Source organism: Sphingobacterium sp. MAE, from assembly GCF_056711605.1.
The window spans coordinates 2351384-2375517 of sequence record NZ_CM160044.1; the positions used below are offsets into that span (position 1 = coordinate 2351384).

The 24134-nt window shown below is 36.1% G+C and carries 19 protein-coding genes and 1 pseudogene; 15 read left to right on the top strand and 5 right to left on the bottom strand.

Annotated elements, in window-relative coordinates; genetic code table 11:
- Window positions 1-10 precede the first annotated feature (10 nt).
- The 4 genes from AC06G9_RS09945 to AC06G9_RS09960 all read right to left on the bottom strand — a co-directional run bounded on the left by AC06G9_RS09945 (window position 11) and on the right by AC06G9_RS09960 (window position 9253).
- Window positions 11-1357, bottom strand: coding sequence for a glucoamylase family protein (locus AC06G9_RS09945; RefSeq protein WP_153198099.1), 1347 nt, complete (start codon window positions 1355-1357; stop codon window positions 11-13).
- 87 nt (window positions 1358-1444) lie between these two features.
- Window positions 1445-2872, bottom strand: coding sequence for a RagB/SusD family nutrient uptake outer membrane protein (locus AC06G9_RS09950; protein ID WP_108159785.1), 1428 nt, complete (start codon window positions 2870-2872; stop codon window positions 1445-1447).
- Window positions 2873-2890: 18 nt separating this feature from the next.
- Entirely contained in the window at window positions 2891-6007 is a 3117-nt protein-coding gene (locus tag AC06G9_RS09955; protein WP_480958041.1) for a SusC/RagA family TonB-linked outer membrane protein, read from the bottom strand.
- A 360-nt stretch (window positions 6008-6367) separates the two neighbouring features.
- Complete coding sequence (locus AC06G9_RS09960) at window positions 6368-9253, bottom strand: ligand-binding sensor domain-containing protein (protein WP_480958042.1); 2886 nt, start codon at window positions 9251-9253, stop codon at window positions 6368-6370.
- 646 nt (window positions 9254-9899) lie between these two features.
- On the opposite strand from AC06G9_RS09960, the gene AC06G9_RS09965 reads away from it, so the two are divergent.
- The 10 genes from AC06G9_RS09965 (at window position 9900) to AC06G9_RS10010 (ending at window position 18086) form a co-directional block, all read left to right on the top strand.
- Window positions 9900-10487, top strand: coding sequence for an RNA polymerase sigma factor (locus AC06G9_RS09965; RefSeq protein ID WP_293924989.1), 588 nt, complete (start codon window positions 9900-9902; stop codon window positions 10485-10487).
- A gap of 16 nt (window positions 10488-10503) precedes the next feature.
- The gene (locus AC06G9_RS09970; protein ID WP_248753847.1) at window positions 10504-10869 is read left to right on the top strand and encodes a hypothetical protein; all 366 of its coding nucleotides are present in this window, start codon (window positions 10504-10506) and stop codon (window positions 10867-10869) included.
- Window positions 10870-11067: 198 nt separating this feature from the next.
- Entirely contained in the window at window positions 11068-11358 is a 291-nt protein-coding gene (locus AC06G9_RS09975; RefSeq protein ID WP_045754186.1) for a hypothetical protein, read from the top strand.
- 17 nt (window positions 11359-11375) lie between these two features.
- Window positions 11376-11807, top strand: a complete 432-nt coding sequence (locus tag AC06G9_RS09980; RefSeq protein ID WP_108159782.1) for an Hsp20/alpha crystallin family protein — start codon at window positions 11376-11378, stop codon at window positions 11805-11807.
- 942 nt (window positions 11808-12749) lie between these two features.
- On the top strand, window positions 12750-15065 hold the full coding sequence (locus AC06G9_RS09985) for a TonB-dependent receptor domain-containing protein (RefSeq protein ID WP_480958043.1): 2316 nt from the start codon (window positions 12750-12752) through the stop codon (window positions 15063-15065).
- Between the two features lie 30 nt (window positions 15066-15095).
- Window positions 15096-16298 (top strand): DUF4374 domain-containing protein, encoded by a 1203-nt coding sequence (locus AC06G9_RS09990; protein WP_293924991.1) that lies wholly within the window; start codon window positions 15096-15098, stop codon window positions 16296-16298.
- Window positions 16299-16344: 46 nt separating this feature from the next.
- Window positions 16345-16470 carry a hypothetical protein gene (locus AC06G9_RS09995; protein WP_293924992.1) on the top strand — a complete coding sequence of 42 codons (126 nt, stop codon included), beginning with the start codon at window positions 16345-16347 and terminating at the stop codon, window positions 16468-16470.
- Window positions 16471-16906: 436 nt separating this feature from the next.
- Window positions 16907-17170, top strand: coding sequence for a hypothetical protein (locus tag AC06G9_RS10000; RefSeq protein WP_293924993.1), 264 nt, complete (start codon window positions 16907-16909; stop codon window positions 17168-17170).
- A 9-nt stretch (window positions 17171-17179) separates the two neighbouring features.
- On the top strand, window positions 17180-17590 hold the full coding sequence (locus tag AC06G9_RS10005) for a hypothetical protein (protein WP_480958044.1): 411 nt from the start codon (window positions 17180-17182) through the stop codon (window positions 17588-17590).
- A 211-nt stretch (window positions 17591-17801) separates the two neighbouring features.
- The gene (locus AC06G9_RS10010) at window positions 17802-18086 is read left to right on the top strand and encodes a hypothetical protein (protein WP_480958045.1); all 285 of its coding nucleotides are present in this window, start codon (window positions 17802-17804) and stop codon (window positions 18084-18086) included.
- On the opposite strand, the gene AC06G9_RS10015 is transcribed toward AC06G9_RS10010, so the two are convergent.
- The gene (locus AC06G9_RS10015) at window positions 18067-18384 is read right to left on the bottom strand and encodes an ASCH domain-containing protein (RefSeq protein WP_293929277.1); all 318 of its coding nucleotides are present in this window, start codon (window positions 18382-18384) and stop codon (window positions 18067-18069) included. The two genes, AC06G9_RS10010 and AC06G9_RS10015, sit on opposite strands and share 20 nt — an antisense overlap.
- 214 nt (window positions 18385-18598) lie before the next feature.
- On the opposite strand from AC06G9_RS10015, the gene AC06G9_RS10020 reads away from it, so the two are divergent.
- The 5 genes and pseudogenes from AC06G9_RS10020 (at window position 18599) to AC06G9_RS10040 (ending at window position 24118) form a co-directional block, all read left to right on the top strand.
- Window positions 18599-19603 (top strand): NAD(P)H-dependent glycerol-3-phosphate dehydrogenase, encoded by a 1005-nt coding sequence (locus tag AC06G9_RS10020; protein WP_480958046.1) that lies wholly within the window; start codon window positions 18599-18601, stop codon window positions 19601-19603.
- A gap of 6 nt (window positions 19604-19609) precedes the next feature.
- Window positions 19610-20509 (top strand): oxygen-dependent coproporphyrinogen oxidase, encoded by a 900-nt coding sequence (hemF, locus tag AC06G9_RS10025; protein ID WP_293929279.1) that lies wholly within the window; start codon window positions 19610-19612, stop codon window positions 20507-20509.
- 19 nt (window positions 20510-20528) lie between these two features.
- A pseudogene (locus tag AC06G9_RS10030) lies at window positions 20529-21781 on the top strand (M16 family metallopeptidase).
- Window positions 21771-23075, top strand: coding sequence for a M16 family metallopeptidase (locus AC06G9_RS10035; protein WP_293929281.1), 1305 nt, complete (start codon window positions 21771-21773; stop codon window positions 23073-23075). The pseudogene AC06G9_RS10030 and the gene AC06G9_RS10035 overlap by 11 nt, the downstream one beginning before the upstream one ends.
- A gap of 92 nt (window positions 23076-23167) precedes the next feature.
- Window positions 23168-24118, top strand: a complete 951-nt coding sequence (locus AC06G9_RS10040) for an exonuclease domain-containing protein (protein ID WP_480958047.1) — start codon at window positions 23168-23170, stop codon at window positions 24116-24118.
- Window positions 24119-24134: the final 16 nt, after the last annotated feature.

The following is a 24134-nucleotide window of genomic DNA, read 5'->3' on the forward strand; positions in this document are numbered from 1 at the left end:
ATAATGTGTATTATAGCTTTGGGCTTTTAAAACCTAAATTTTTTAATCCTGCTTTAATCTCAGGAGCTTGCATAAACAAGTTCCAAATTAAACCAGTTCTGTAATTCTCGATCATGACCACTATCGGTCCTTGATCGATGGCTAGATAGCGTTGTGGGTACCAGTTTTCTGTTTCAGAAAAAGCATCGTAAAATCCATACTTACCAAAAAGCTCTGTACCTTTTTGCTCATAGAAGTAGTGCATTGCCTTCAAGCTTTCTTCAGGTGCGTAAGGGATGGATGAAAGTGCAGCTGTAGGAGAGATGACCCCTTTATCATTGTCTGGATGATGAGCATCATACCCCTTGACAGAATAACTCGCCGTTAGGCCCCAAGAGTTTTCACCATATCCTTTAAATTGATGAGGATTTTGTTTAGCGTACTCAATATTGATTTTAGTGTGATTGACATTGACTTTCCAATAATCAGCATATTGATCCTGTAGTCCTTTTGGATTTAGTCCTAAATATGAATAATGGGACCAAAATAGAGGACCTACCGCATGTTCAGGAGCATTATGTTTCAAAATTAACGGTATTCCATATTTTTCGCCTGTAGATACTATTGCTCCACTTCTTGCCCAACCTTTATGGTAAGTAGAAGCTGGGATAGGATGGGTTGGTGAACTTGCTGCAAGCACATAACTGATTAGACACTCATCATAACCTTGGATAGCATGATTCATTCCCCAGCCATGTGTTGGACTCCAGTGCCAGTACAGCACATCTTGGCCATTTCTAAAGAAATCCCAATCAATTCCTTTCCACAAAGCGTCTGCTTTCTTAGCAACTTGCTGCTGCTGGTCGTTACCATTTTGATAATATTCGCGAAGACAGATTAACGCTTGAGCCATAAATGCTGTCTCAACGATATCAGCTGCATCATCTTGATTTCCAAAAACCTTCGATTTCCCAGTTGGACCATCTATCCAATGCGACCAAGCACCGTGATAACGATCTGCTTTTGCTAGAAAATCTACAATACGATCAAACCTTTTAGTTGCTTCATCGGCAGAAATAAAACCACGTTCCGCAGCAACAATTGTAGCCATGATGCCAAAACCAGAACCGCCGACGGTGACAACATTAAAATCATTCAGTGGATATTGTCCATCTAGGTGTATTCTTTCTCTTGCCATTCCCGAATTCGGTTCTGCGCCTTCCCAGAAATAATTAAACGTTTGTTTTTGTACTAGGGTCATTAAAGAATCATCAGAAATAGTAGTTTTCTGTAAAGTTTGAGGTGTTTTACAGGCAGTAATGCTTGTACCAATTAAGATTAAGCCTAAGATAAGCTTGGGATTAAATTTTAACTTCATAGTAGCGTAAGTAGAGCGATGGATATTAAAGAACTGGGACTTAGTGCTAATAAGTCCCAGTTTTCGTTGTATGATTGTAAACCTGGATTAGTAACCCGGATTTTTCACCATGTCTGGTGTTTGTGTTAATTGTTCGTAAGGAATTGGGAACAAATAATGCTTTTCTTGGAATGTTTTTCCATCTGCTTTCATCGCTTCAGGAGCTTGTTTAGTACGAACTAAATCAAACCAACGATCATGCTCAAAAGCTAATTCTAGACGGCGTTCCTTCCAGATTGCTTTGCGTAAGTCTGTTTGATTAGTAGCCGTGGTATTAGGCAATTTGACACGAGTACGAATCGTATTCAGTGCAGTGGTCGCTTCTGCGGTGTTACCCATTTCATTAGCGGCTTCTGCCAAGATCAAATATACTTCGCCTAAGCGTAAATAGCGCACATTTTTATCACCATCCCCAGCACCTGCATTAGCGGATGAGTATGCTTTCTCGTTGTACATTGGATTTTCAACCCCAGTTCCGACTACACGGCCATCCCACAAAGTTTCTCCACGAAAAATAATAGTCGCGTCGCGGCGGATATTATCTTGTTCTGCGTTAAAGGCATTTAATAAATTTTGAGAAGGTGTATTGAAGCCCCAGCCCCAGCCAGTTACACCACGGGCACCTTGAACTTCTGAATATTGTTGTACACCATGAGCAATAGCTTCTCCACGTGCCTGAAATTCAAAGATCGACTCTGTGCCATTTTCTGAACTTGCGCGCCACAGCACCTCATATTTTGATTCCAAGCCATATTGACCTGAATTAATGACCTCTTTTGCTAACGTATAGGCCTCATTCCAGTTTTGATTGTATAAGTATACTTTTGATAATAAAGCTTGTGCTGCACCTTTTGTAGCACGACCAAGGTCTTTAGACTCATACGCAGATTTTAAAGGCAATACCTCAATAGCTTCTTTTAAATCTTTAATGATATAAGCATAGACGTCTGCCTTAGGCGCGCGAATGATTAAGTCTTGATCTTGAATTGGAACATCGCCCCAACCACGAACTAAATAGAAATAATTTAAAGCACGTAAGAACTTCGCTTCGCCGATCAGTCTGTTTTTATAAGCAGCATCTGCAATTTCAGTTGATTCCGTCAATGCAATTGATTGCGTTGCACGGCCAATAGCTTTGTACCAATGAGACCATAATGCACCGAAAGAACCTGAAGAACTGGTGTACGCTAGATTATCAATTTCTTGTTTATCACCTCCTGGATCGGTAGGAGAAGACCCCTTATCGGCATTATCAGAAAGCATATCGGTAATGGCCACATAAGAAAACGAATAATTCCAGTCCGTAAACATCCCGTAGACAGAATTGACAAAAGATTCAGGTGTGTAAACCTGATCTTTATCACCTTCCTCCACAATTTCTTGAGAAGGCACATCTAAAAATGATGAATCTTTACAGGCAGACATGCTCAAACCTGCTGTTAAAATTAAGGCTATATGTAATTTGTTAAATTTCATGATTTTAATTTTTAAAGTTTAGAATGAAACATTGACTCCGAAAATGAAATTGCGTGTTGTTGGATAAGCTGAAAGCTCAATTCCAGCAGTTTCAGAAGGAATACCCGCATTAGTTCCTGTAATTTCAGGAGAGAATCCCGAATATTTGGTAAACATAAATGGGTTCTGCGCTGTCAAGTACATTCTAATTTTCGATGTTGAATTGTATAATTTTGGAATAGTATAACCTAATGTTAAGTTATTGATTCTAAAATATGCTCCCGACTCTAAATAATAACTTGAAGCTAGGGCATCATGAGCTGCTCCAGGATGTGTATTGGATGTTCCCGCTCCAGTCCAACGGTTATCAAAAGTCTCTTTGGTAATATTTTCTCCACCATTGACCCGAGTTCCTTTTAATCCGTTGTAAATTTTATTGCCTGCTACTCCGTAGCCCTGAGCCGTGAAATCCCATTTCTTATAGTTGACACTCAGGTTTAATCCAAATGTCGACGATGGTAAATATGATCCATGGAAAACTTTGTCGTTATCATCAATAACTCCATCACCATTCTGGTCTTTGTATTTTAAATAACCCGGTTTCGCTCCAGTTGTTGCCACACCATCTGCAATTTCAGCTTCTGTTTGCCAAACACCATCAGATTCCAGCATATACCATGCGTAGAGTGGTTGACCTTTTTTCAACTGTTTAGTGATTTGTCCATTATTAAGACTTCCTCCTATAGCACCATCATAAGCCGGTTTTACCTCCTTCAATGTATTTTTATTGTATGAGTAGTTACCACCGATGCTGTACGAAAGGTTTTCGTTAATTTGATCAGTCCAATTTAAACCAATCTCCACCCCTTGATTTGATATTTTTCCACCGTGATCAAAGTATTTTTGAAAAAACGGTGAATTCAATAAGGGTTTTACTTCTAAAATAGCATTGGTATTGGTCTTATTGTAATAATCCACATTACCACTTAAGCGGTTACTTAATAAGGTGAAATCAAGGCCTACACCAGTTTCTTCAGTTACCTCCCATCTTAGATTTCTTGCTGGGCTGCCATAAGCCGCTCCAAAAACAAGGTCTTGTTCTGGTCCAAACACGTAATTGTAATTATCAGAGCCTGGAGATGATAAGATTTGTGAAACGTTTAATGGAACATTTTGGTTGCCTAATCTACCCCAGTTCGCTCTGACTTTTAAGAAATCAATTCCTGATCCTTGCATAAAGCTCTCATTGGAAACAGTCCAACCCGCTCCAAATGATGGGAAGATATCAAAGAATTCTCCTGAAGCCTTAAATTTACTCGAACCATCACGACGTACTGTTGCGGTCAAATAGTATTTAGAATCGTAATTGTACTGAGCACGGGCAAAGTAAGAAACCAATGCTGTCGGAGTATAAGAAGTTTGTTTGATCTGCTTTTCATAATTTGAAGACGCAAGATTAATATTCCAGTATTGGGATTTGTTCGAGACATCATATCCCGTCAAGTCTGACATGTTACCAATTTCCACTTTCTCTCTTGAAGTCCCCAAGGTTGCATCTAAATTATGCTTTCCAAAACTCTTTTGATAGGATAGGAAATTTTCCCACGCCCAACGGAATTTCTGCGTTTTTTCAATATTTAAACTGTTATTAGCGTAAGTAAGTGATTTAGGGTTCTTGGCTTTCAATTCTTCAAATTTTGCAGCCGTATTTAAGGGATCTTCATTTAAGTAACGATCTTTAATATCGTTAAAACCTCTGTTTTGGGTAAAGAACTGTGTCACACCGAGACGAGAGGTGAATTTTAAATCGCTGAAGATTTGATATTCGGCTTGAAGTCCGCCTTGAATGGATAAGTTTTTGTTGTACTGCTCTTGCATCTTGTTTTCATATACAGGGTTTCCTGTATCATTCAACTTTCCTCCAGCTTGTCCTGCACCAAGAATATAAGTCGCTTCACCTGTAGTCTTATTATAAATAGGTCTTCCGTATCGGCCATTTTCGTATTGAACAGGTACTAAAGGTGACTGACGGTAAGCCGCATCAAATGCACTGAAAGGTTTTGTACGATCATTAGAGAAGGATACATTTAGCGTTTGACTTAATTTTAATTTGTTATCAAAAAATTTGTAGGTGTTATTATTACGAATGGTATTTCGTACATATCGAGAACCGTCTGTAATTCCTTTTTCTGTAAAGTTGTTATAACTAAAGAAATAGTCTACTGCATCTGAACCTCCAGATACGCTAACCACGTTATTAGTCACAATACCAGTTTGTAATAATTCCTTAAACCAATCGGTATTGTTTTTTTGGTTGAGTGCTAATGGAATTCCATCTTTTGCTACTACTGCTTGATTTTCATTAAAATGAGTGACATATTCATTGGCATCAGCCATTTTAACACGATTGAGTATCCCTTTAGCACCTACATATCCATCATAAGTGATTTGAGCACGACCTGATTTTCCTTTTTTTGTCGTTACTAAGATCACACCGTTAGCTGCTCGTAGACCATAAATAGAAGCTGAAGAGGCATCTTTTAAGACATCCATGGATACGATATCTGCCGAATTGATATTTGTGATGTTATCGACAGGAAATCCATCGACAATGTATAGCGGCTCACGACCGCCCGAAGCTGTTCCTAGACCACGAATAATCACTGTAGGAGCAGAGCCAGGAGCTTCATTGGCAATAATATTCACCCCAGCAATTTTACCCTGTACAGATTGTACAGCATTCAATGCGGGCTGCTTAACAATATCACCTGCCGTCACCCGTGAAATGGCACCTGTCAAATCTGCTTTCTTAGCGGTACCGTAACCAATGACTACGATCTCATCCAAAGCAGTATTTTGTTCTGCTAGATTAACAATAACATTGTTTTGTTGTCCGATGGTCACTTCTTTACCATCATAACCGATGTAGCGGAAAATCAATACTTGATTTGGATCTGCTGCAATTTTAAATTCTCCATTTGCGTCCGACTGCGTAGCTACGTTTGTGCCTTTAACCGAAATGGTAACTCCTGAAAGTACGGCATTAGATGATTTAGCTGTAATTTTTCCAGTAATCACTTTACCGCTTTGTGCATATACTGACACATTGATGTGACAAAATGCAGGGAGTAATAATAATGTAAATAACTTCCTCATAGGTGAATTTTTTGGTTATCCTTTCAATTAATAAATTCCAATTATTCTGAATGTTTGTTAATGAAATTTAACATTTATGTTAAGTTTCACTACAGCAAAGATGTGATGTAGTATTCGAAATGTATAATTTTGGACTTATACATTATTACATCACTCCGTTTGAATACAAAGTATTTGTGTTTTTGTTATTAATTATAGTTGTTTGTCAGCAACTTATAGTGAGTGTGTTGTTACTTTATTTGATAGATAGTGTTAAAAACACACTATATCGTATGAGAGGTAATGATGTAGTGTTTTGATTGGTTTCAATAAAAAATTGTCTCTAAGTCGCAGATGAGAGAGGTCGACTTAGAGACATTTTTAGTTGATATTCATTAAGTAATCACTTAAATTCTGTTCTGTTTGTATATTCAATTTTTTACGTAATCGGTACCTTCTAATTTCTACACCACGTGTTGTGATATTGAGTAGACTGGCAATTTCTTTGCTACTCATATTTAATCTGAGGTATGCGCATAATTTCAGATCATTTGGCATTAATTCCGGAAATTGTTGTTTTAATTTTTTGAAGAAGTTCTCATGCGTCTCATTAAAACTTTGCTCAAATAGATGCCAATCCATATTGTCTTCATAAGCATTTTTAAGAATCTTTGATACTTTCTGAAGCTGATCCGCTTTTAATTTATTGCCATTTTCATCTTTTAATTGCAGCAGTTCATGGTTTAGTGAATTTAAAAGCTCATTTTTTTGCACAATATTCATTGTTGCATTTGTCAATTCCTTTTTCTTAACATACAATTCATGCTCCAATTGTTTATTTTTAACCTCAATTAAATGTTGCTGCGCACGAATAGCCTCCTGCTTGAGGAGCTCTTCTTGTTTGAGCAAATAGGACTGTTTTAACTGTTTTTCATGTTTTATCAATTTTTTATTGTACCAGTTCTGAATCCATTTAAAAGAAAAGATTAACAGAATCAGATATCCTAAATAGGCATACCAGGTTCTGTACCACGGTGGTAAGATTTCAATTTCAACGGTATTCTCTTTGGTTATGAAGCCATTCGGTAGTTTTGCACGGATGATAAATTGGTGCTTACCTACCACAAGGTTTGAAAACTCCTTATAAGGCAAATTAGACCAATCTGACCATTCATTTTGGCTATTTCCCAATTTATATTGATATTGTACAGGTATTTCGGTATAGTAGGGCAACGCGTAAGATATTCTGATATTGTTGTTTCTGTATTTTATCTTAACCGTTTCTTTAACATCATTAAAATAAACGCTATCGGTACTAAAAAGACTTCTTATGTTTCGAATGAGAGGAATCGGTACTGCCGCGGATTTGAAATTGTCATGTTTCAAATTCAATAACGAGAATCCATTATCAATACTGATCAGATATTGATTGACATCAATGGGCGCTATGTTTTCATAAAACTTCATCATGTTACCTTCCAATGATGCTAATTTGATTGAATCGACCTTGATTTCCCCTCCAGGTAATAGATTGACTAAAGCAATCCGAGTTTTATGAATAAACCAATAGCTATTGTTTCCTGCAACGGTTATTTTGTTTGATCTGGCAAATGTTCCTAGTTTTTTATTGACTTGTTGGTATGGTGTAAATTTATCCACCAGTTCATCGTATAAATAAAGTCCACTATCCGTGGTAAAGACATTGATCTCACCCAATTTAAAAACACCAATATAATTTGATTTTGGTAGTCCTTTCTGATGTGCATAGGGTTTTATCTGTTTGATTTCAGAGAAATCTTCTGAAAATTTAATCAGATTAAGCTCGTTATATCCTGCTGCCCAAATTGTATTTTTACTTTGCGTTTCTAACAATTGAACTCCAGATTTGAAGTTTGGATATTGCTTGATATAATTTAATACATTTGTTGCACTATGGAACAATGATATACCGGTGTAATTACCCTGCAAAACGGTTGGGAAGTGAGGAGATAGTTTTTTAATTACCCACCCCCCCGTGTTAGGTGATAATAAGCTCATTTGGTTTCCCTTTATCTGGAATGTACCCGTATTATGTCCACATACCAACACGTTATTAATAATTTCTAAATTCCAAACCTGACCTTGCGATCCTTGAATCATTTTAAAGTCGATGGGCTGATATTTCTTTTGCTGATTCCAGGTAGTATAAAAAAGGCCCTGGTTGGTTCCAAGATAAAGATATCCTTGATAAATTTTTGCAGAATAAACAGTTCCTAGCTTTCCAGATTTATCCGAATAATAATATAAATCAGAATTAATGGCTATTCGGTCTATACCATTATCAAGTCCTGTCCAGATATTCGATTGCTTGTCAACAGTTAGGCTTAAAACAGTATTGTTTTGTAAACCAAGGCTTTTATTGATGTGCTGTACTAGAACACCTTTTTCATCAAGGATATAAATACCATTTAGGATTGTTCCAAATACATAATAATGGTCCAACAGTTTAGTGCCATTGTTAATTTGTGCATTCTTAAGCTCCTCATTGATATCATTTTGCCAAGGACTAATAGTACCATTTTTATCCATCACAAATAATCCAGCTTTGGCTGTACCGATCAAGAAAGAATGTTGATCGATAGGGAGTATGCTCAGGATATTCTGTCCTTTTATCCGGTCTTTATCTCGAACAGGAACTAATTTATGATTTTTTAATTCATGTAAACCAGATGGTAATTTTTCTATGAAAATTCTTTTATTGGCTTGAAAAGCAAATAGAAAAGGTTCTCCATCTCCAGTAATTGTTTTTATCTGGTTATTTTCATAGCTGTATATGGTCGAAAAAGATTGAAAAATAATGCGCTTATCTTGGATAATGATTTTCCAAATTTCATCATTTAGTTTTTTTTGTAATAGGCTACTGATTGAATGGTACTCCAACCTTCCATTTTTGTTGTTCTGCCAATATCCGAATTCTGATTGCCCGCCTGTATAGATCTTTCCATCCGAATGAACCTGAACAACACGGACAATACCTTTATTGGGATGAGGATATAAATTCCAGTAAGCGCCATCATAAACTAACAGTCCTTCTGAATTGGCGGCGTAGATTAAACCTTGTTTATCCACGCTTAATCCCCAGTTTTGATTGCCAGCCTGATAGGCTGATTTTGTGAATTGCTGGACCCAAGGATTTGCTAGATATTGTATATCCTGAGCTATAATCCGAGTGGGAAGATTATTGATCAATATAAAAAGGAGAAAGCAGCTCTTTATTAAAAATTTCATGTACTAAATGTTGTATACTTTGCAATAGGTTTTAAGTTATATCTTTTTATTTTGAAAAATCGAATGATATAAAAAACGCTAATCGTAATAGCAAATTTAAGAATAAATTTAGGTATCATCCTGCTATGTCGTGATATAGGTGCTGAGTTGCCATCAAATTTGAATCAATTGGCAGTCATATCAAGTTCAAAAATATAATGCCCTGAATACAAAGAGCAAATTAAAACTGACCGTAATTGACTATATCCTCTTGTTAATAAGGAAGGTAATGTGGTTCTTTTAATTTATTTAATAACTTTAGATAAGATCGGTCGTTGCTTTGAATTAAGATTTAGTTGCTATTCTAGGTTGTGCAAACCAGTAAAATTTTACGGGTTATTTATCATACATTTAAAATGATGCGCCTTATTACACATGAATTAAGCAGCCAAAAGGTGAAGAATCATTTGGAAAAATATGAAATTTAAAAGATTATGGTCAGTTCACTTGTAACAATAAAATATTTTTAGATCGGATATATGGTGTTTTTAAATTATTTTAGGAATTTTAAATATAAAATTACGTTTAAAATAAAGTACGTTTGACACCATAAGTAAAATAAAATAGTCCGTAAAATTTTTTGAAGTTTTTAAAGTAATAATTTTTGATGATCGTCTATACTGGTATGGATGCTACTCATACCTTAAACATGTCTTATAAAAAAACATCTTCGATATCCGAGGTCGTCAAAAACTATGGCTCTCAATTGCTTCGTTTCATTAATGGGAAAGTGAAAAAAATTGAAGATGCTGAAGATATTTTACAAGAAGTGTGGTATCAGACGAGTCGGCTTTCTAATATTGATCAGTTGGAGAATATGAGTGGTTGGTTGTATGCTGTTGCTAAAAACAAAATAACAGATTTGTATAGGAAAAAAAAGACCGAATCACTGGAAGATCAGATGTATGAAGATGAGGAGGGAAGATTGCAAATCAAGGAACTGCTACTGTCCGACCATACCAATGATGCTGAACTGAAGATGTTCAAAGATGTTTTCTGGGATCAACTCATGAAAGCTTTGGACGAGTTGCCAGAAAAACAGAGAAATACATTTTTATGGCATGAGATTGAGGATATGACGCTGCAGGAGATTGCAGATCAGGAAGGTGAGAGTATCAAGACAATCATCAGTCGTAAAGGATATGCCGTTAAGCATCTTCGACAAAAACTTCGTGTACTTTACAATGAAATATAATATTAAAAGATAGTTTATGAACAATACATATAGCAGTAATAAAAAGAAGAAGCTTTTTTTTATGATACCCTGCGGCATCATACTTGCCTTATTATTTGTATGGGGAGTACAGTTATTATGGAATATATTGATGCCTGAAATATTTGGCTTAAAGATGATCTCTTTTTGGCAAGCTTTTGGAATTCTGCTTTTGTCAAAAATTCTTTTTGGAGGTTTTAGATTTAAAGGTCGAAGACATGAAATGTGTAATGGACAGTGCTTCAACAAGCATGCGCAACATTGTACAGATGATGATCGATCCAAATTCAAAGCAGAATGGAAACGTCGATTTTCAGCGGCATGTCGGGACAAGCCCCATGATGAGCAGACGGAACAACAATAAAGCATCAGAAGTGATGAGGCTCAAAAGAGCAGAGAAGATAATTCTCTGCTCTTTTTTTATATTTTAAAACTTGCTATAAATCGCTATCTGTTCAAAAATTATCTTTTTAAAAAAAAATACGATTTGTTTTAAAGTATTGTCTTTGTAAAAGCGTCTTCTATCAAAAGGCCTTTAAAGTAATTATAAAAAAAACAAAATATGAAAAATAAAATTCGATTTATTATACCTAAGCTCATAGCAGTAACATTCGTTGTTGGCTTACTGTCCTTTGTAATTGGACTTCTATTTAAATTATTAGTGGCAGGGACAATATTGAGCGCATTGGCGATCTTTATTGCGAGTCAGATGCGAAATAAGAAATCTCAAAAGATGTTGCGTGAACGTTCGTTTCCTATTTCGACTGATTTCAGAGCAGATTTAGGTGCGGCTGTACGGCCAGCATCCCATGAAATCAAACGTTCTCATATAGCCATTATCCCGATCAATTAACTTTATATTTAAGCACCATGTTTAATAAAAATAATAATAACACAGACTGTTTTGCGCAATACGGCAATTTAAAAAATAAATTCGAACAACAATTTGGAAAGATAAGAAATGAGTTTTCTCGTGAACATAGACCCTTAGTCAATATTGAAGAAAATAAAGCTTTTTTTACCCTACAATTATATGCTGCTGGTCTCAAAAAAGAACAATTTAAAATTGAAATAAAAGATAAAATATTGACCATTTCTTACGAAGTCTCTGCAACAGAAGACAACGAAGAGCAGTATATGTACCGCGAATTTGTTCCACAATCATTCAGCAGATCTTTTCAATTAAATGAGCAGGTCTCTCAAGTTAATTTGACGGCAAGCTATGAAGAAGGAATTCTAACAGTAATTCTACCAAAAGATGTTGAATCTTTTAATCCTGCTCAAAATATTAAGGTAAGTTAATAAGACTGTGCATTTGATATCAGTAAAGAGGCTTTCTCATCAATGAAATTCGCCATTTCAAATCAGAATTTAAATTTGCTAGGTTAGCTTTTAATGACATAAATCATAAAAAAGGATCAAATCTCTGATGAGTTTTGATCCTTTTTTGCTGAATCTACCGAAGTGTCGAAATTTTATTTAGTGTCAATCTAGTACAATTGACTTTTGATCCAGCCTGTTTTCTTTAAATCAGTACCTGGATAACAGAACAACAGCGAGAACGTTCTATCGTCAAAACTTACATGAAGCGGAGTGAACCATAGAAACTAATACCATCCCCTCAAAGAGCCACTCTAAAATTCCTATCGTAAAAATCTTTATTTGATGTCCTTTCAATTGGAAAGAGATTGTTTCATATGTAAGTAGATAGGGGGATAAATTTTGTTTCTGTAAATCATAAATACGTCATGAATCTGATACTTATGAAGTGCAAAATGAATGATCAGTATTAATTGGTGATATAGTCAAGCGACATGTTACTAATCTTTCAATAATTTCAATTTTAGTTTTGAGGGCATAGATTAATTTTTATATTTGCAGTATTGTTTATAATTAGTCTAAATAAATCGATTATTCTTAAACAACCTTGAATCAGTTTTAATCATAGTATTGGCTATTCATTTTTGAAATTTGGATACTGAATAGGGGCAGACATACTAAACCAAAGTACTTTTTGACAATTAACAAATAATCAACTTATTGGAAAGGAATTTATGATATAGAAAGATATACATATTAAAATAAACAGATCAATGAACCGATAGCCAAGATGTTTATTGGGGACTAAGCAAGAAATACGCCACGCATAAGCTGCAATTTATAACGTGGCGCATTTAAAATCTAAATAATTAGACTAACTGTGCATACATAAACGTATGCTTCTTCTAACGGAAATTAAAAGAAATGCAATTTACAAAAATTTGGGCATTAATTGCCCTTGTCTGTTGTGCTATATCAAGTTTTGCACAACATCAGACCACGATATTTAAAGGAACCATTTATTTAGACAATCAACCTTTACATGGTGCCACTGTTACTATCGCAGAACAGAAAACAATTTCAGATAGCAAAGGACTATTTGAAATTAAAAATGTAAAATCTAAAAATGTTCGTGTAAAGATCACCTCAATTGAAGCAGAAACATGGATAGAGGATATCGTTTTGGTTTTGGAGTCTGTTAATCACCATAATTTTAACTTGGTCAAGTCAAACAAAGCAATTGCTGAGGTTGAGGTTCTGGGATTAACTAAAGTTCAGGAAGTCAGTCGCCAGGCTTATAATGTAACAGCAATCGATGCAACAAAACTATATAATAGCACATTAGATATTTCTGGAGCATTGGATAAAGTAGCTGGAGTGCGTGTACGTGAATCTGGAGGAGTTGGATCAAACTTTAATTTATCTTTAAATGGTTTCTCTGGTGAACATGTTAGATATTTTGTTGATGGTATCCCGATGGATAACTTTGGTTCTTCTTTTCAGATCAATAATATCCCAATTAATATTGCGGATCGTATTGAAGTCTATAAAGGGGTCGTACCGATGTGGTTAGGATCTGATGCTTTAGGTGGCGCTATTAATATTGTGACTGCAGACCGGTTTCGTAATTTTGTTGATGCCTCTTACAGTTATGGATCATTTAATACACACCGAACTGTTGTTAATGCTGCCGCTACTTCTAAAAAAGGATTGACCTTCCAGTTGAATGCTTTTCAGAATTATTCAGACAATAATTATAAAGTAAATGTTGAGGCTGCTGACATTTATACAGGTGCATATGATAAAAATGCTGTCGTAAAACGCTTTCATGATAAATACCACAATGAATCTGTCATAGCGCAGGTGGGTTTTGTGGACAAAAGTTTTGCAGATCGCTTATTATTAGGTGTTATTCTGGGGCAAAATTATAAGGAAATTCAAACAGGAGCGAGGATGAAGTCCGTATTCGGACAATGGCACCGCCGCGGGTCAACCGTTATGCCTACTTTAAAATATAGAAAGACTAATATTATTAAAGGATTGGACGTGATCGTTAATGCCAATTATAATCTGGGCAAAGAACAAAATATTGATACGGTAAATGTTCGTTATGATTGGTATGGCACCTCAAAACCGAATGGAACTAACGGCGAGCGCGCGAGACAGCTTTATATTTACAAAAATAACGAAGGCCTAGCAACAACTAATTTGAATTATCGAATGGGAGAAAACCATTCTATTGCCTTAAGCAATGTTTTCTCGACTTTCAATAGAAAAGGACACGACGAGCTGAATCCTACAAACGCAGCTTATGAACAACCACAAAAAACGAACAAAAATATTTTAGGTTTGGGTTACACATATGGTATTCAAGATGTGTGGACGACAACTGTTTTTGGAAAGCTCTTGACCCAAAACAATAAAAATGGAGCTCTTGACACCACACATAATCGCTTTGGTTATGGATTGGCTACAGCTTATTATATCAAACCTAATTTACAGATAAAAACATCGTACGAACGGACAAATCGTATGCCAACACCCTATGAGATGTTTGGAGATGTGGAAAATCAAGAAGCTAACGCAAAATTAAAACCTGAAAGCAGTCATAATTTGAACTTAGGAACAAATTATAATTTTGCCATCAATAAAGATCACCGTTTTGTTGTAGGAGCAAATTTAATATACCGTTATGCTAGTGATTTTATTTACAATCGTTTAAATAATAATCAATCAAAACTTGTTGCTGATAATCGTGAGGGGGTAGAAACTTGGGGAGCAGATGCTGATGCTCGTTATTCGTATAAAAGCTGGTTGACTTTAGGTGGATCTATCACCTATCAATATTTACAGAATAAGCAGAAATACGAACCCAATTATTCCAATATCAGCCCTCTATATAATGACCAAATGCCTAATATCCCGTACTTTTTTGCTCATGGAGATGCCTCTGTTATTTTTAAGAACTTCATGAATGAAGGAAATACTTTGAATGTAGGTTATAACTTAGTTTACGTACATGAATTCTATTTGTATTGGCCAAGTAGAGGAGGACAAAAATTGGTCGTTCCGAAACAGTTTACCCACGATTTCAATGTGGTATACAGCGTTGCAAATAGTCGATATAATATTGGCCTTGAAGCAAAAAACGTGACCAATGAAAAGGTGTATGACAATTTTAGTCTACAAAAACCAGGAAGAGCTTTTTATGTTAACCTGCGCTATTTTATAAATAAATAATCATTCCCGTTCGAATATAAAGATTAGAAAATGAAAACGAATATTAAAAAATTATTGATTACAGGCATAGTTCTATCTGCATTTACCTCATGCAAGAAGGATGATGTTGGACCGCCAAATCCTGGTAATTATATTGTTGCAGTTTCACCAGTTGCATCAACTGGAGTGGCCGATTATCTATTGACAGCTGCAAGTTTAGATGAAGGATCGGTGACCACAAAAGGTCATGGAGTGGAGCAAGATGGAACATATCGATATTATATGACTGCCAATAATAAGTTTTTCTCCATGTTATATGGACAGGGAAATCCGGGAGCAGTTACGACATATGACATCAAAAATGGAACGCTTAATAAGGTTTCAGATTTTCAATCCGAAACTGTACAAGCTTTTGCTCCCGTTAACAATGATATCTTGCTGATGAAAATATCTAGATCGATTACGAATAAATTATCTAATTTCTATATTGTCAATACCAATAGCCTCTTGATTACTGGAGAGGGAACTATAAACAATCAAATACCCTCTAGCAATGGGGAGTTGGCGCACTTTACTTGGATTAGACAGTTTGGAGATAAAGTATTTGCACCTTATATGTCAATTAAAGGATGCTGTGGTGATTCTTTTGGTACTGCTTATCCAGATAGTTCATGGATTGCAGTTTATTCATACCCAAAAATGGAACTGGAAAAAGTCATCAAAGATAATCGTACAAGCTATATTGGAGCCTATTTCTTGGATGGAACAGCAGTTGACGAGAAAGGTGATTTGTATGCGTTTTCGTCAGCGGCAGCAACCACAGCAGGTAAAGTTACGAGCAAAAAACCTTCTGCAATTGTTAGAATTAATAAGGGAACTACAGCGTATGACTTCAGTTATTATCTCAATTTTGAAGAATTGTCAGGAGGGTACAAAATTGGTAATTGGTTGTATGTTGGGAAAGGAAACTTTGTGGTATCCATGAATGCGATGAATGCTGCTGATAAATATAATTTTGCTGTTGTCAACGTATATGATAAGAGTTTTAAAAAAGTGTCTGGTCTGCCAAGCGGTAGTGAAATAAATAGTGTTACATCAACAAACTATACTAAAAAAGATGGCATTGGTTATGTTGGCGTTACTTTGAAAACAGGAATAAGTTATGTCTACAAAATTGATGCAACGACTGCTTCTGCTACTCAAGGATTGCGCGTTGACGGCGGAACGATTACTGCGATTGCAAAATTAAATTAATAATCATATTTCGATGTTGAGCATTTAGTTAAGCATAGCCAAAGGAATGGAGAAAGGAGAGCATGAGAAAGCTATTGCTATAGCATTAGAATTTAAGAAAATGGGTCTCCCTGTGGAAGATATTGTTAAAGGAACCGGACTCTCCATCGAAGAGATTGAAAAACTGAAATAAGATATCGTTTTTAAAATATAGAGAACCGTCTGGCATGATCAGGCGGTTTTTTTGTGGGTTGTTTATGGGTGGGTGTGATATATAAACAACCCCTATGTCTACCCGAATTAACGGTTGAAAAAAAGCGCTAAAAAATACTGTTGCACAATCAACTACTATTGTTTTTCTTCAATCTTTTCATATGCTTTGATCAAGTTTCGAATGCCCATCGGGATCACGTTGGAGACTGGCTCGGCATTGGGTCGGCAATCCTCCAACCTTTTCCTGACCAACTTCGCCCCATCTTCTAGGTCGCTTCGAGTGGGCTCCGAGGTGGCTTCGACTGGGCTTCGACAGGGAGTGAGGGGACACTCGAAGCCGACTCGAAGGAGACTCAGGTGGAGGTAGAACAAGTCTAGAAGAAAGGTCGAAGAAAGGCAGAAAAATACCAAATTGGATGTTTCGGAGCAGTTTTGACAGCAACCAGCTCGATACCAGCTTCATATCAGATTCGGATACTGTTTTACCGAAAGCCGTCTGTACACCGCTTCTGCACCGCCTTTTTCCCGTCCCTGACCCGGGAAATGGACGGTGCAGGGACTTTGCAACTGCGGTGCAGGGACAAGAAAGTTTAAAACAAGGTACGAACAAGGTTAAAACAAAGTACGAATCAGATCCAAATAGCCTGGACATCCCTGCTGTTGATTTTGAAGGAAAATAAGGCTTTCAAGTGGCCAAGAGTGTACCGTTAGTGTACGGGTTATTCACAGGGAGTGTACCAATCTTGTACCAAGAATGTACGGAGAAGCTACTGCGAAGCTACCAAAGAGCTACTCAAGCCAGTAGCTCAGCTGAGGATCTGCAGGCGTGGCGTAGACCAGCACGGGAACACGGTGGTTCATGCATGTCCCAAGCATGGGTAGTGCATATGCTAAGCAATGGTAAAGCATGGATAGTGCGTAAAACGGTACCCATTGATACACTATCCATGCACTACCAACGCTCTATCTATGCTTCATCTATACTTGATCGATGCCTGAAGAGTGCTTTATCTCAAATTAGCGCTTTTAAGCGATCTAATTTATTTTGTCGGGTATCTGAGCGGTTTTGTATTAATAATCTCTCTGATCGGCTAAAATGATGATTAAATAAAAAGCTTTGATGTGTTTATGATGTGGTGAATGGTGCCGCAAGGATTTTTTTGTTAAAATCTAGATTTTTCTATTTCGATGATCGCACTGCTCGTGATGACCTTTGAAGCAGAAGTAAGTCAAGTGCTGACCAAACAAAATTATAACTTACAGAGGATTGTCATGTCTGCTGGAGGTGAGAGGTAGTTATAGTCTGTTTATGTGCGTTTTAAAGATGTAATATGGAGACGTAAAATCAATAAAGACGACTCTTTCATCATCGCTGTATTTCAGCTTATCTGCAACGTGAAATTGTTCTCTATTGGCTATAAAAATCAACAGATGGAATATATCGACAAAGTATTATTGCGTATGCAACTAACTTATTTTGAAAATCAACTTGATGAGGTGGAAGTAGTGTTTACAGGTTGCCGAAAAATATCTAAGGAAAGAGCGTCTGGGAGCTTTGAATTCTATTCGATCAATACTACTCTTGATCAACTTTAGAAATTAATAGCAATACTAATTGCTGCTGATTAAAATCAATATTTGGGTAAATATCGATGATGATATTTTTACACTCATCGATTGAGCAGCCCGTATCTAAACGAGCAATAAATTCATCAATATCATCAATACTGATATAATTTATGGATATTAATTTTCCAATCCCTTTACAGATCCCATCTAATGTAATTTCAAATAAGTGGTTAATTTGATATTTTTGATTTGGCAGTCTTAACGTTGTAAATGCCATACAATCTAATTTATTATTCCAATTCTTTGAAAAATGTAATTTCTCCATAAATTCGTTTTAATCGAAAAGCAAAAGTAAACATTAAGTTTTACACGATTGACACCTGAATATGGTCAAATTAGGTATCATATGTGTTTTAGTACCATTTTAATTTCCTTTTTAAATTCGTATTTTAAGATATATTATCCTGATTAGGGAGGAGGAGAATGTTAATTATTGTATAATTAAGTATATTTGCTGAAACTGTCTATAATAAAATTTAATGCAAAAAAATAGAGTAGGGCTTATTGGTAGTGGGAGTTGGGCTACAGCGATGATTAAAATGCTGGGTGACAACGTTGTCGAGAAGGATATTTATTGGTGGGTCCGTAAACAAGAGGATGTTGACTATATCAAAGAGCATAAAAAAAATCCAAGTTATTTAAGTGCCGTTGAAGTAAAGTTAGATACTGATCATATTTCAACCCATGCACGTGAAATTATTCAGAGATCGAATATTATTATTTTAAACACACCAGCAACATATCTTAAAGCAGCGCTAGAGGGTGTCACAAAATCTGATTTTGAAGGCAAAATTATCGTGTCTGCTATAAAAGGTATTGTTCCTGACGAGAATTTAATTATCGGAGACTATCTCCAGCAAGTATACGATGTGCCATTAGATCATATTTTAGTAGTCGGTGGACCTTGTCATGCAGAAGAAGTCTCCTTGGAGAAATTATCATATTTGACTTTTGGATCTAAATCCGAAGAAAATGCCAAATGGGTCGCTTCATTGTTAGCATGTAGGTACATCAAAACCATTATTTCCGATGATGTTTATGGTATTGAATATGGAGCTGTTTTGAAAAATATTTACGCTTTGGCTGGTGGAATTTGTCATTCTTTAGGGTATGGCGATAATTTTCAAGCGGTCCTGATTTCAAATGCAATCCGGGAGATGGAGACTTATGTAGAAACGATCGATCCAAACCCGCTTCGTGATATCAATAAATCAGCTTATTTAGGAGATCTATTGGTCACGGCCTATTCGCAGTTCAGTAGAAATAGAACTTTTGGAGCAATGATCGGTAAAGGCTACAGCGTTCAGTCTGCTCAACTTGAGATGAATATGGTCGCCGAGGGATATTATGCCTCTGCTTGTATACAACATTATATGCATAAGCATCAAATAGAACTGCCGATTTGTGAAGCCGTTTATCAGATCTTATATCAGCACAAATCTGCCACAACAATCATTAGCCAATTGGCCGAAAAATTAAGTTAGTCCAATATGATCGATAGATTAAAAATAGCTGAAACCTACAAAATAATTCAAGATGAGATATGTCAAGCACTTGAAAAGTTAGATGGAACAGCAAAGTTTGAAGAAGAAATTTGGGAACGTGAGGGTGGCGGCGGCGGTCGTACAAGAATTATTCAAAATGGCAATATCATTGAAAAAGGAGGGGTCAACTTTTCTGCAGTTCATGGTAAATTGCCCGAACAGATCAAAAAATCATTTGGTGTAGAGGAAGATGAATTCTTTGCGACGGGCGTATCCATAGTAATTCACCCTAACAATCCCTTCGTCCCGATTATTCATATGAATATTCGTTATTTTGAATTAAATGAAGAGATTCGCTGGTTTGGTGGAGGTATTGACTTAACACCACATTATGTTATTGAAGAAGATGCCCAATTTTTTCATCAGCAGATGAAAAATGTATGCGACTTACATCATCCCGATTTCTATACAGATTTTAAGAAATGGGCGGATGACTATTTCTATGTTCGCCATAGGCAGGAAACTAGAGGGATAGGAGGTGTATTTTATGATAAGTTAACGCCTGAAAAAACAGGATTGACATTTGAAGAAATTTTCGTATATTCTTGTGATTTAGGACGCACATTTGCACCTACTTATACAGAGATAGTCAATAGAAATCGTCATAAAGATTATAACGATAAGCATAAAAACTGGCAATATCTCCGAAGAGGTCGATATGTTGAATTTAACTTGGTTTGGGATTCTGGAACTAAATTTGGTTTAGAAACCAACGGTCGTATTGAATCGATTTTAATGAGTTTGCCGCCGCAAGCTAACTGGGCATATGATTTTCAACCAGAAGCAGGTTCAGAAGAAGCTAAAACTCTTTCTTTGTTGAGGAAGGATATCAATTGGATACAATAAATTAATCTAAATAACCTGAATGGTTTCTTATCAGAAATTTGAACTCGAAAATGGTCTTCGTGTGCTTGTTCATGAAGACAATAACACAGCAATGGCCTGTGTAAATATATTATATGATGTTGGTGCACGAGATGAATCTCCAGATCAAACGGGATTTGCACATCTATTTGAACATCTGATGTTCGGAGGGTCCGTTCATATTCCAGATTACGATACCCCTCTGCAACGAGTGGGTGGAGAAAATAATGCGTTCACCAGTAATGATATTACGAATTACTACATTACATTACCTTCTTCTAATCTAGAGACAGCATTGTGGTTAGAATCAGATCGCATGTTGAGCCTTTCCTTTCGGAACAAAGCTTAGAGACACAGAGAAGTGTTGTTAGTGAGGAGTTTAAGCAGCGTTACCTCAACCAGCCTTATGGTGATGTATGGTTGAAATTAAGGCCTTTGGCGTATCAAGTACATCCGTACAGGTGGGCGACTATTGGTAAAGAACTCAAACATATTGAAGATGCAAAAATGGAAGATGTGAAAGCATTTTTTAAAAAGCATTATACTCCTCAGAATGCAATAATGGTTATTGCGGGCGATGTCCAATTTGAGGAAATCAAAAAATTGGTTTCAAAATGGTTTGCTGATATCCCTGCAGGAAATAAATATCATAGAAATATACCACAAGAGCCCAAGCAGCTGAGCGAGCGTCGAGAAACAGTCGTAGCAGACGTTCCATTAGACGCTTTATTTATGTCATTTCACGCACCTGCACGAATGGACGAAAATTACCACGCAATGGACTTGGTGTCGGATTTGCTTTCTAGAGGATCTTCTTCAAGACTTTATCGTCGATTAGTCAAAGAACAAGAGTTATTCAGTGAAATTAATGCTTATGTTATGGGGAGTATCGACCCCAATCTATTCTTAATAGAGGGAAAACCATCCAATGGGATTACACTAGAAGAAGCTGAGGCAGCCATCTGGAAAGAACTTGATATTTTGAAATCAATTGAAGTGCCTGCTGAAGAGCTGGAAAAAGTAAAAAATAAAATTGAATCCACACATGTTTTTGCCGAGCTGTCTATCCTAGATAAAGCAATGAACTTAGCTTACTACGAGTTATTAGGTGATGCTAATGAACTTAATCATGAAACAGCTAAATACTTGGCGGTGCAACCTGAGGCTATTCAGCAGCAAGCAAGAGAAATTTTTAGAAAAGAAAACGCAACCATATTGTATTATAAAGCAAAGGAGGCCGCAAATGCTGAATAGAGCAATAGCCCCACCAACCAATCCAATCGGTGATATTCATTTAAAAAAACCACAGGTATTAAAATTTAAAAATGGACTACCTGTCTATGTTTTTCATTCTCCAGATCAAGAGTTGGTACGTATTGAATGGATTTTTAATAATGTATTTAATGAAGATGAAAATCCACTTTTAAACAGTGCGCTCAGTGCTTTATTAAAAGAAGGAACAATAAATTACAATAGTGCTGAAATTGCTGATAAAGTTGATTTTTATGGTGCTTTCTTAATGCCAGAATATGGATTTGATATCACCTCATTAACATTATATACATTAAATAAGCATAGCGCTGTTCTATTACCGTTAATTAAGGAAATCCTGACCGTATCTACTTTACCGCAAAAAGAGCTGGATACATACCTAAGAAATAATAAGCAGAAATTGCAAGTTTCTCTTCATAAAAATGATTTCTTAGCGAGAAGAGCATATTATAATCATGTTTTCGGAACCGAAAATCGCTACGGAAAAACGCCTACATTAGTGGATTATGATTTGATTTCTAGAGATGCATTAATTGATTTATATCATCAGCAATTTACGCCATCTAATTGTAGATTAATTGTTTCAGGAAATGTTTCTGAAGCTTTACTTGAAGAGTTAATTCAGCAATTTGGTGAAGATTGGACTTCTATGAAAACCACTTCTTTAGTGGCTCCGACGTTAAAGGCAGATACTGGACATTTGATTTATGAAGAAAAAGCTGATGCTTTGCAATCAGCAATTCGTATCGGTATGCCGAGCATCAATCGTAATCATGTGGACTATCCAGCTTTACAATTTGTCAATACGTTACTTGGCGGATTTTTTGGATCAAGATTGATGCGTAATATTAGGGAAGAAAAAGGATATACCTATAGTATCGGATCAGCAGTTGGTACATTGATGTATGGTGGCTTTATGACTATTGCTACTGAGGTCGGCGTAGATGTCACCGATGCCACCCTGATTGAAATAGAAAAAGAAATTGAAATCTTGAGGACAGAGCATGCACCCTTAGAAGAGCTAGAACTGGTGAAAAATTATTTATCAGGATCCATGTTGGGATCTCTGGAAAGTATTTTTTCACATGCCGATAAATTTAAGAATGTACTACTTTCAAATATGGAATTATCGTATTACGATCACTATATGAAAGAAATCAATGCCATGACTCCTGAGAAAGTAAAAGAAATAGCGGAACGATATTTTGATTATAATAAGATGATCAAAATTGTCATTGGAAAGATGAAAACAATGGAATTAGTCTCTAAATTGTAATTATAGGCTTTCAATAAATAAAAAATCATTCATACTTTGTATTTTTGTTGTATACAATGATGTATGGAACAATTTAATAAATAAAATTCGTAATGGAATTGAAACTCAAGAAACCTTTAGCATTCTTTGATTTAGAGACTACAGGAATCAATATCTCGGCAGACAGAATTGTTGAAATATCAATATTAAAAGTGTTGCCAAATGGGGAGGAACAAGTGTATACGAAGCGGATCAATCCCCTTATGCCTATTCCTGCTGAATCATCCATGTTCCATGGTATATATGATGACGATATTATAGACGCGCCAACATTTCAACAAATAAGCGAAGAAGTTGCAACATTTATTGGCGACGCAGATCTAGCGGGTTATAACTCAAATAAGTTTGATATTCCGATGCTCATGGAGGAGTTTTTGCGTTCAGGAGTTAATTTTTCATTAGAAAATCGTGTTTTTGTTGACGTTCAAAATATTTTCCATCAAATGGAACAGCGTACTTTGAAAGCTGCATATAAATTCTATTGCAATGAAAGTTTGGAAAATGCACATAATGCTGAAGCAGACGTAAGAGCCACGTATGAAGTTTTAAAAGCACAGTTAAAGAAATATGACGGAGCTGTATATGAAGATAAACATGGTAAGCAATCTGTACCCGTTGTGAATGATGTGCAAGCATTGTCCGAGTTTACCAATATGACAAAGCCAGTTGATTTTGCAGGACGTATTGTTTACAATGAAGATGGGGTCGAAGTGATTAATTTTGGTAAACATAAAGGCAGACCTGTCACGGATGTATTTGATGTTGAGCCGAGTTATTACGCTTGGATGCAGAACGGTGATTTCCCATTATATACCAAGAAATGCTTAGAGACGATCTGGAATAAGCATAGAGCGGCTAAAAAGGCAACGAAATCAACAGAACCTATTCACGCGGCTGAAGATAAAAAACAGGCTAAAAAAGAATTTCAAAAACAAGAAAATAAGAGCCAGCCAACAGCGATCACCAATGATATGTTAGCAAGTCTAAAAAATAAATTTGGTTAGTTCAAGTGGTTAGCTA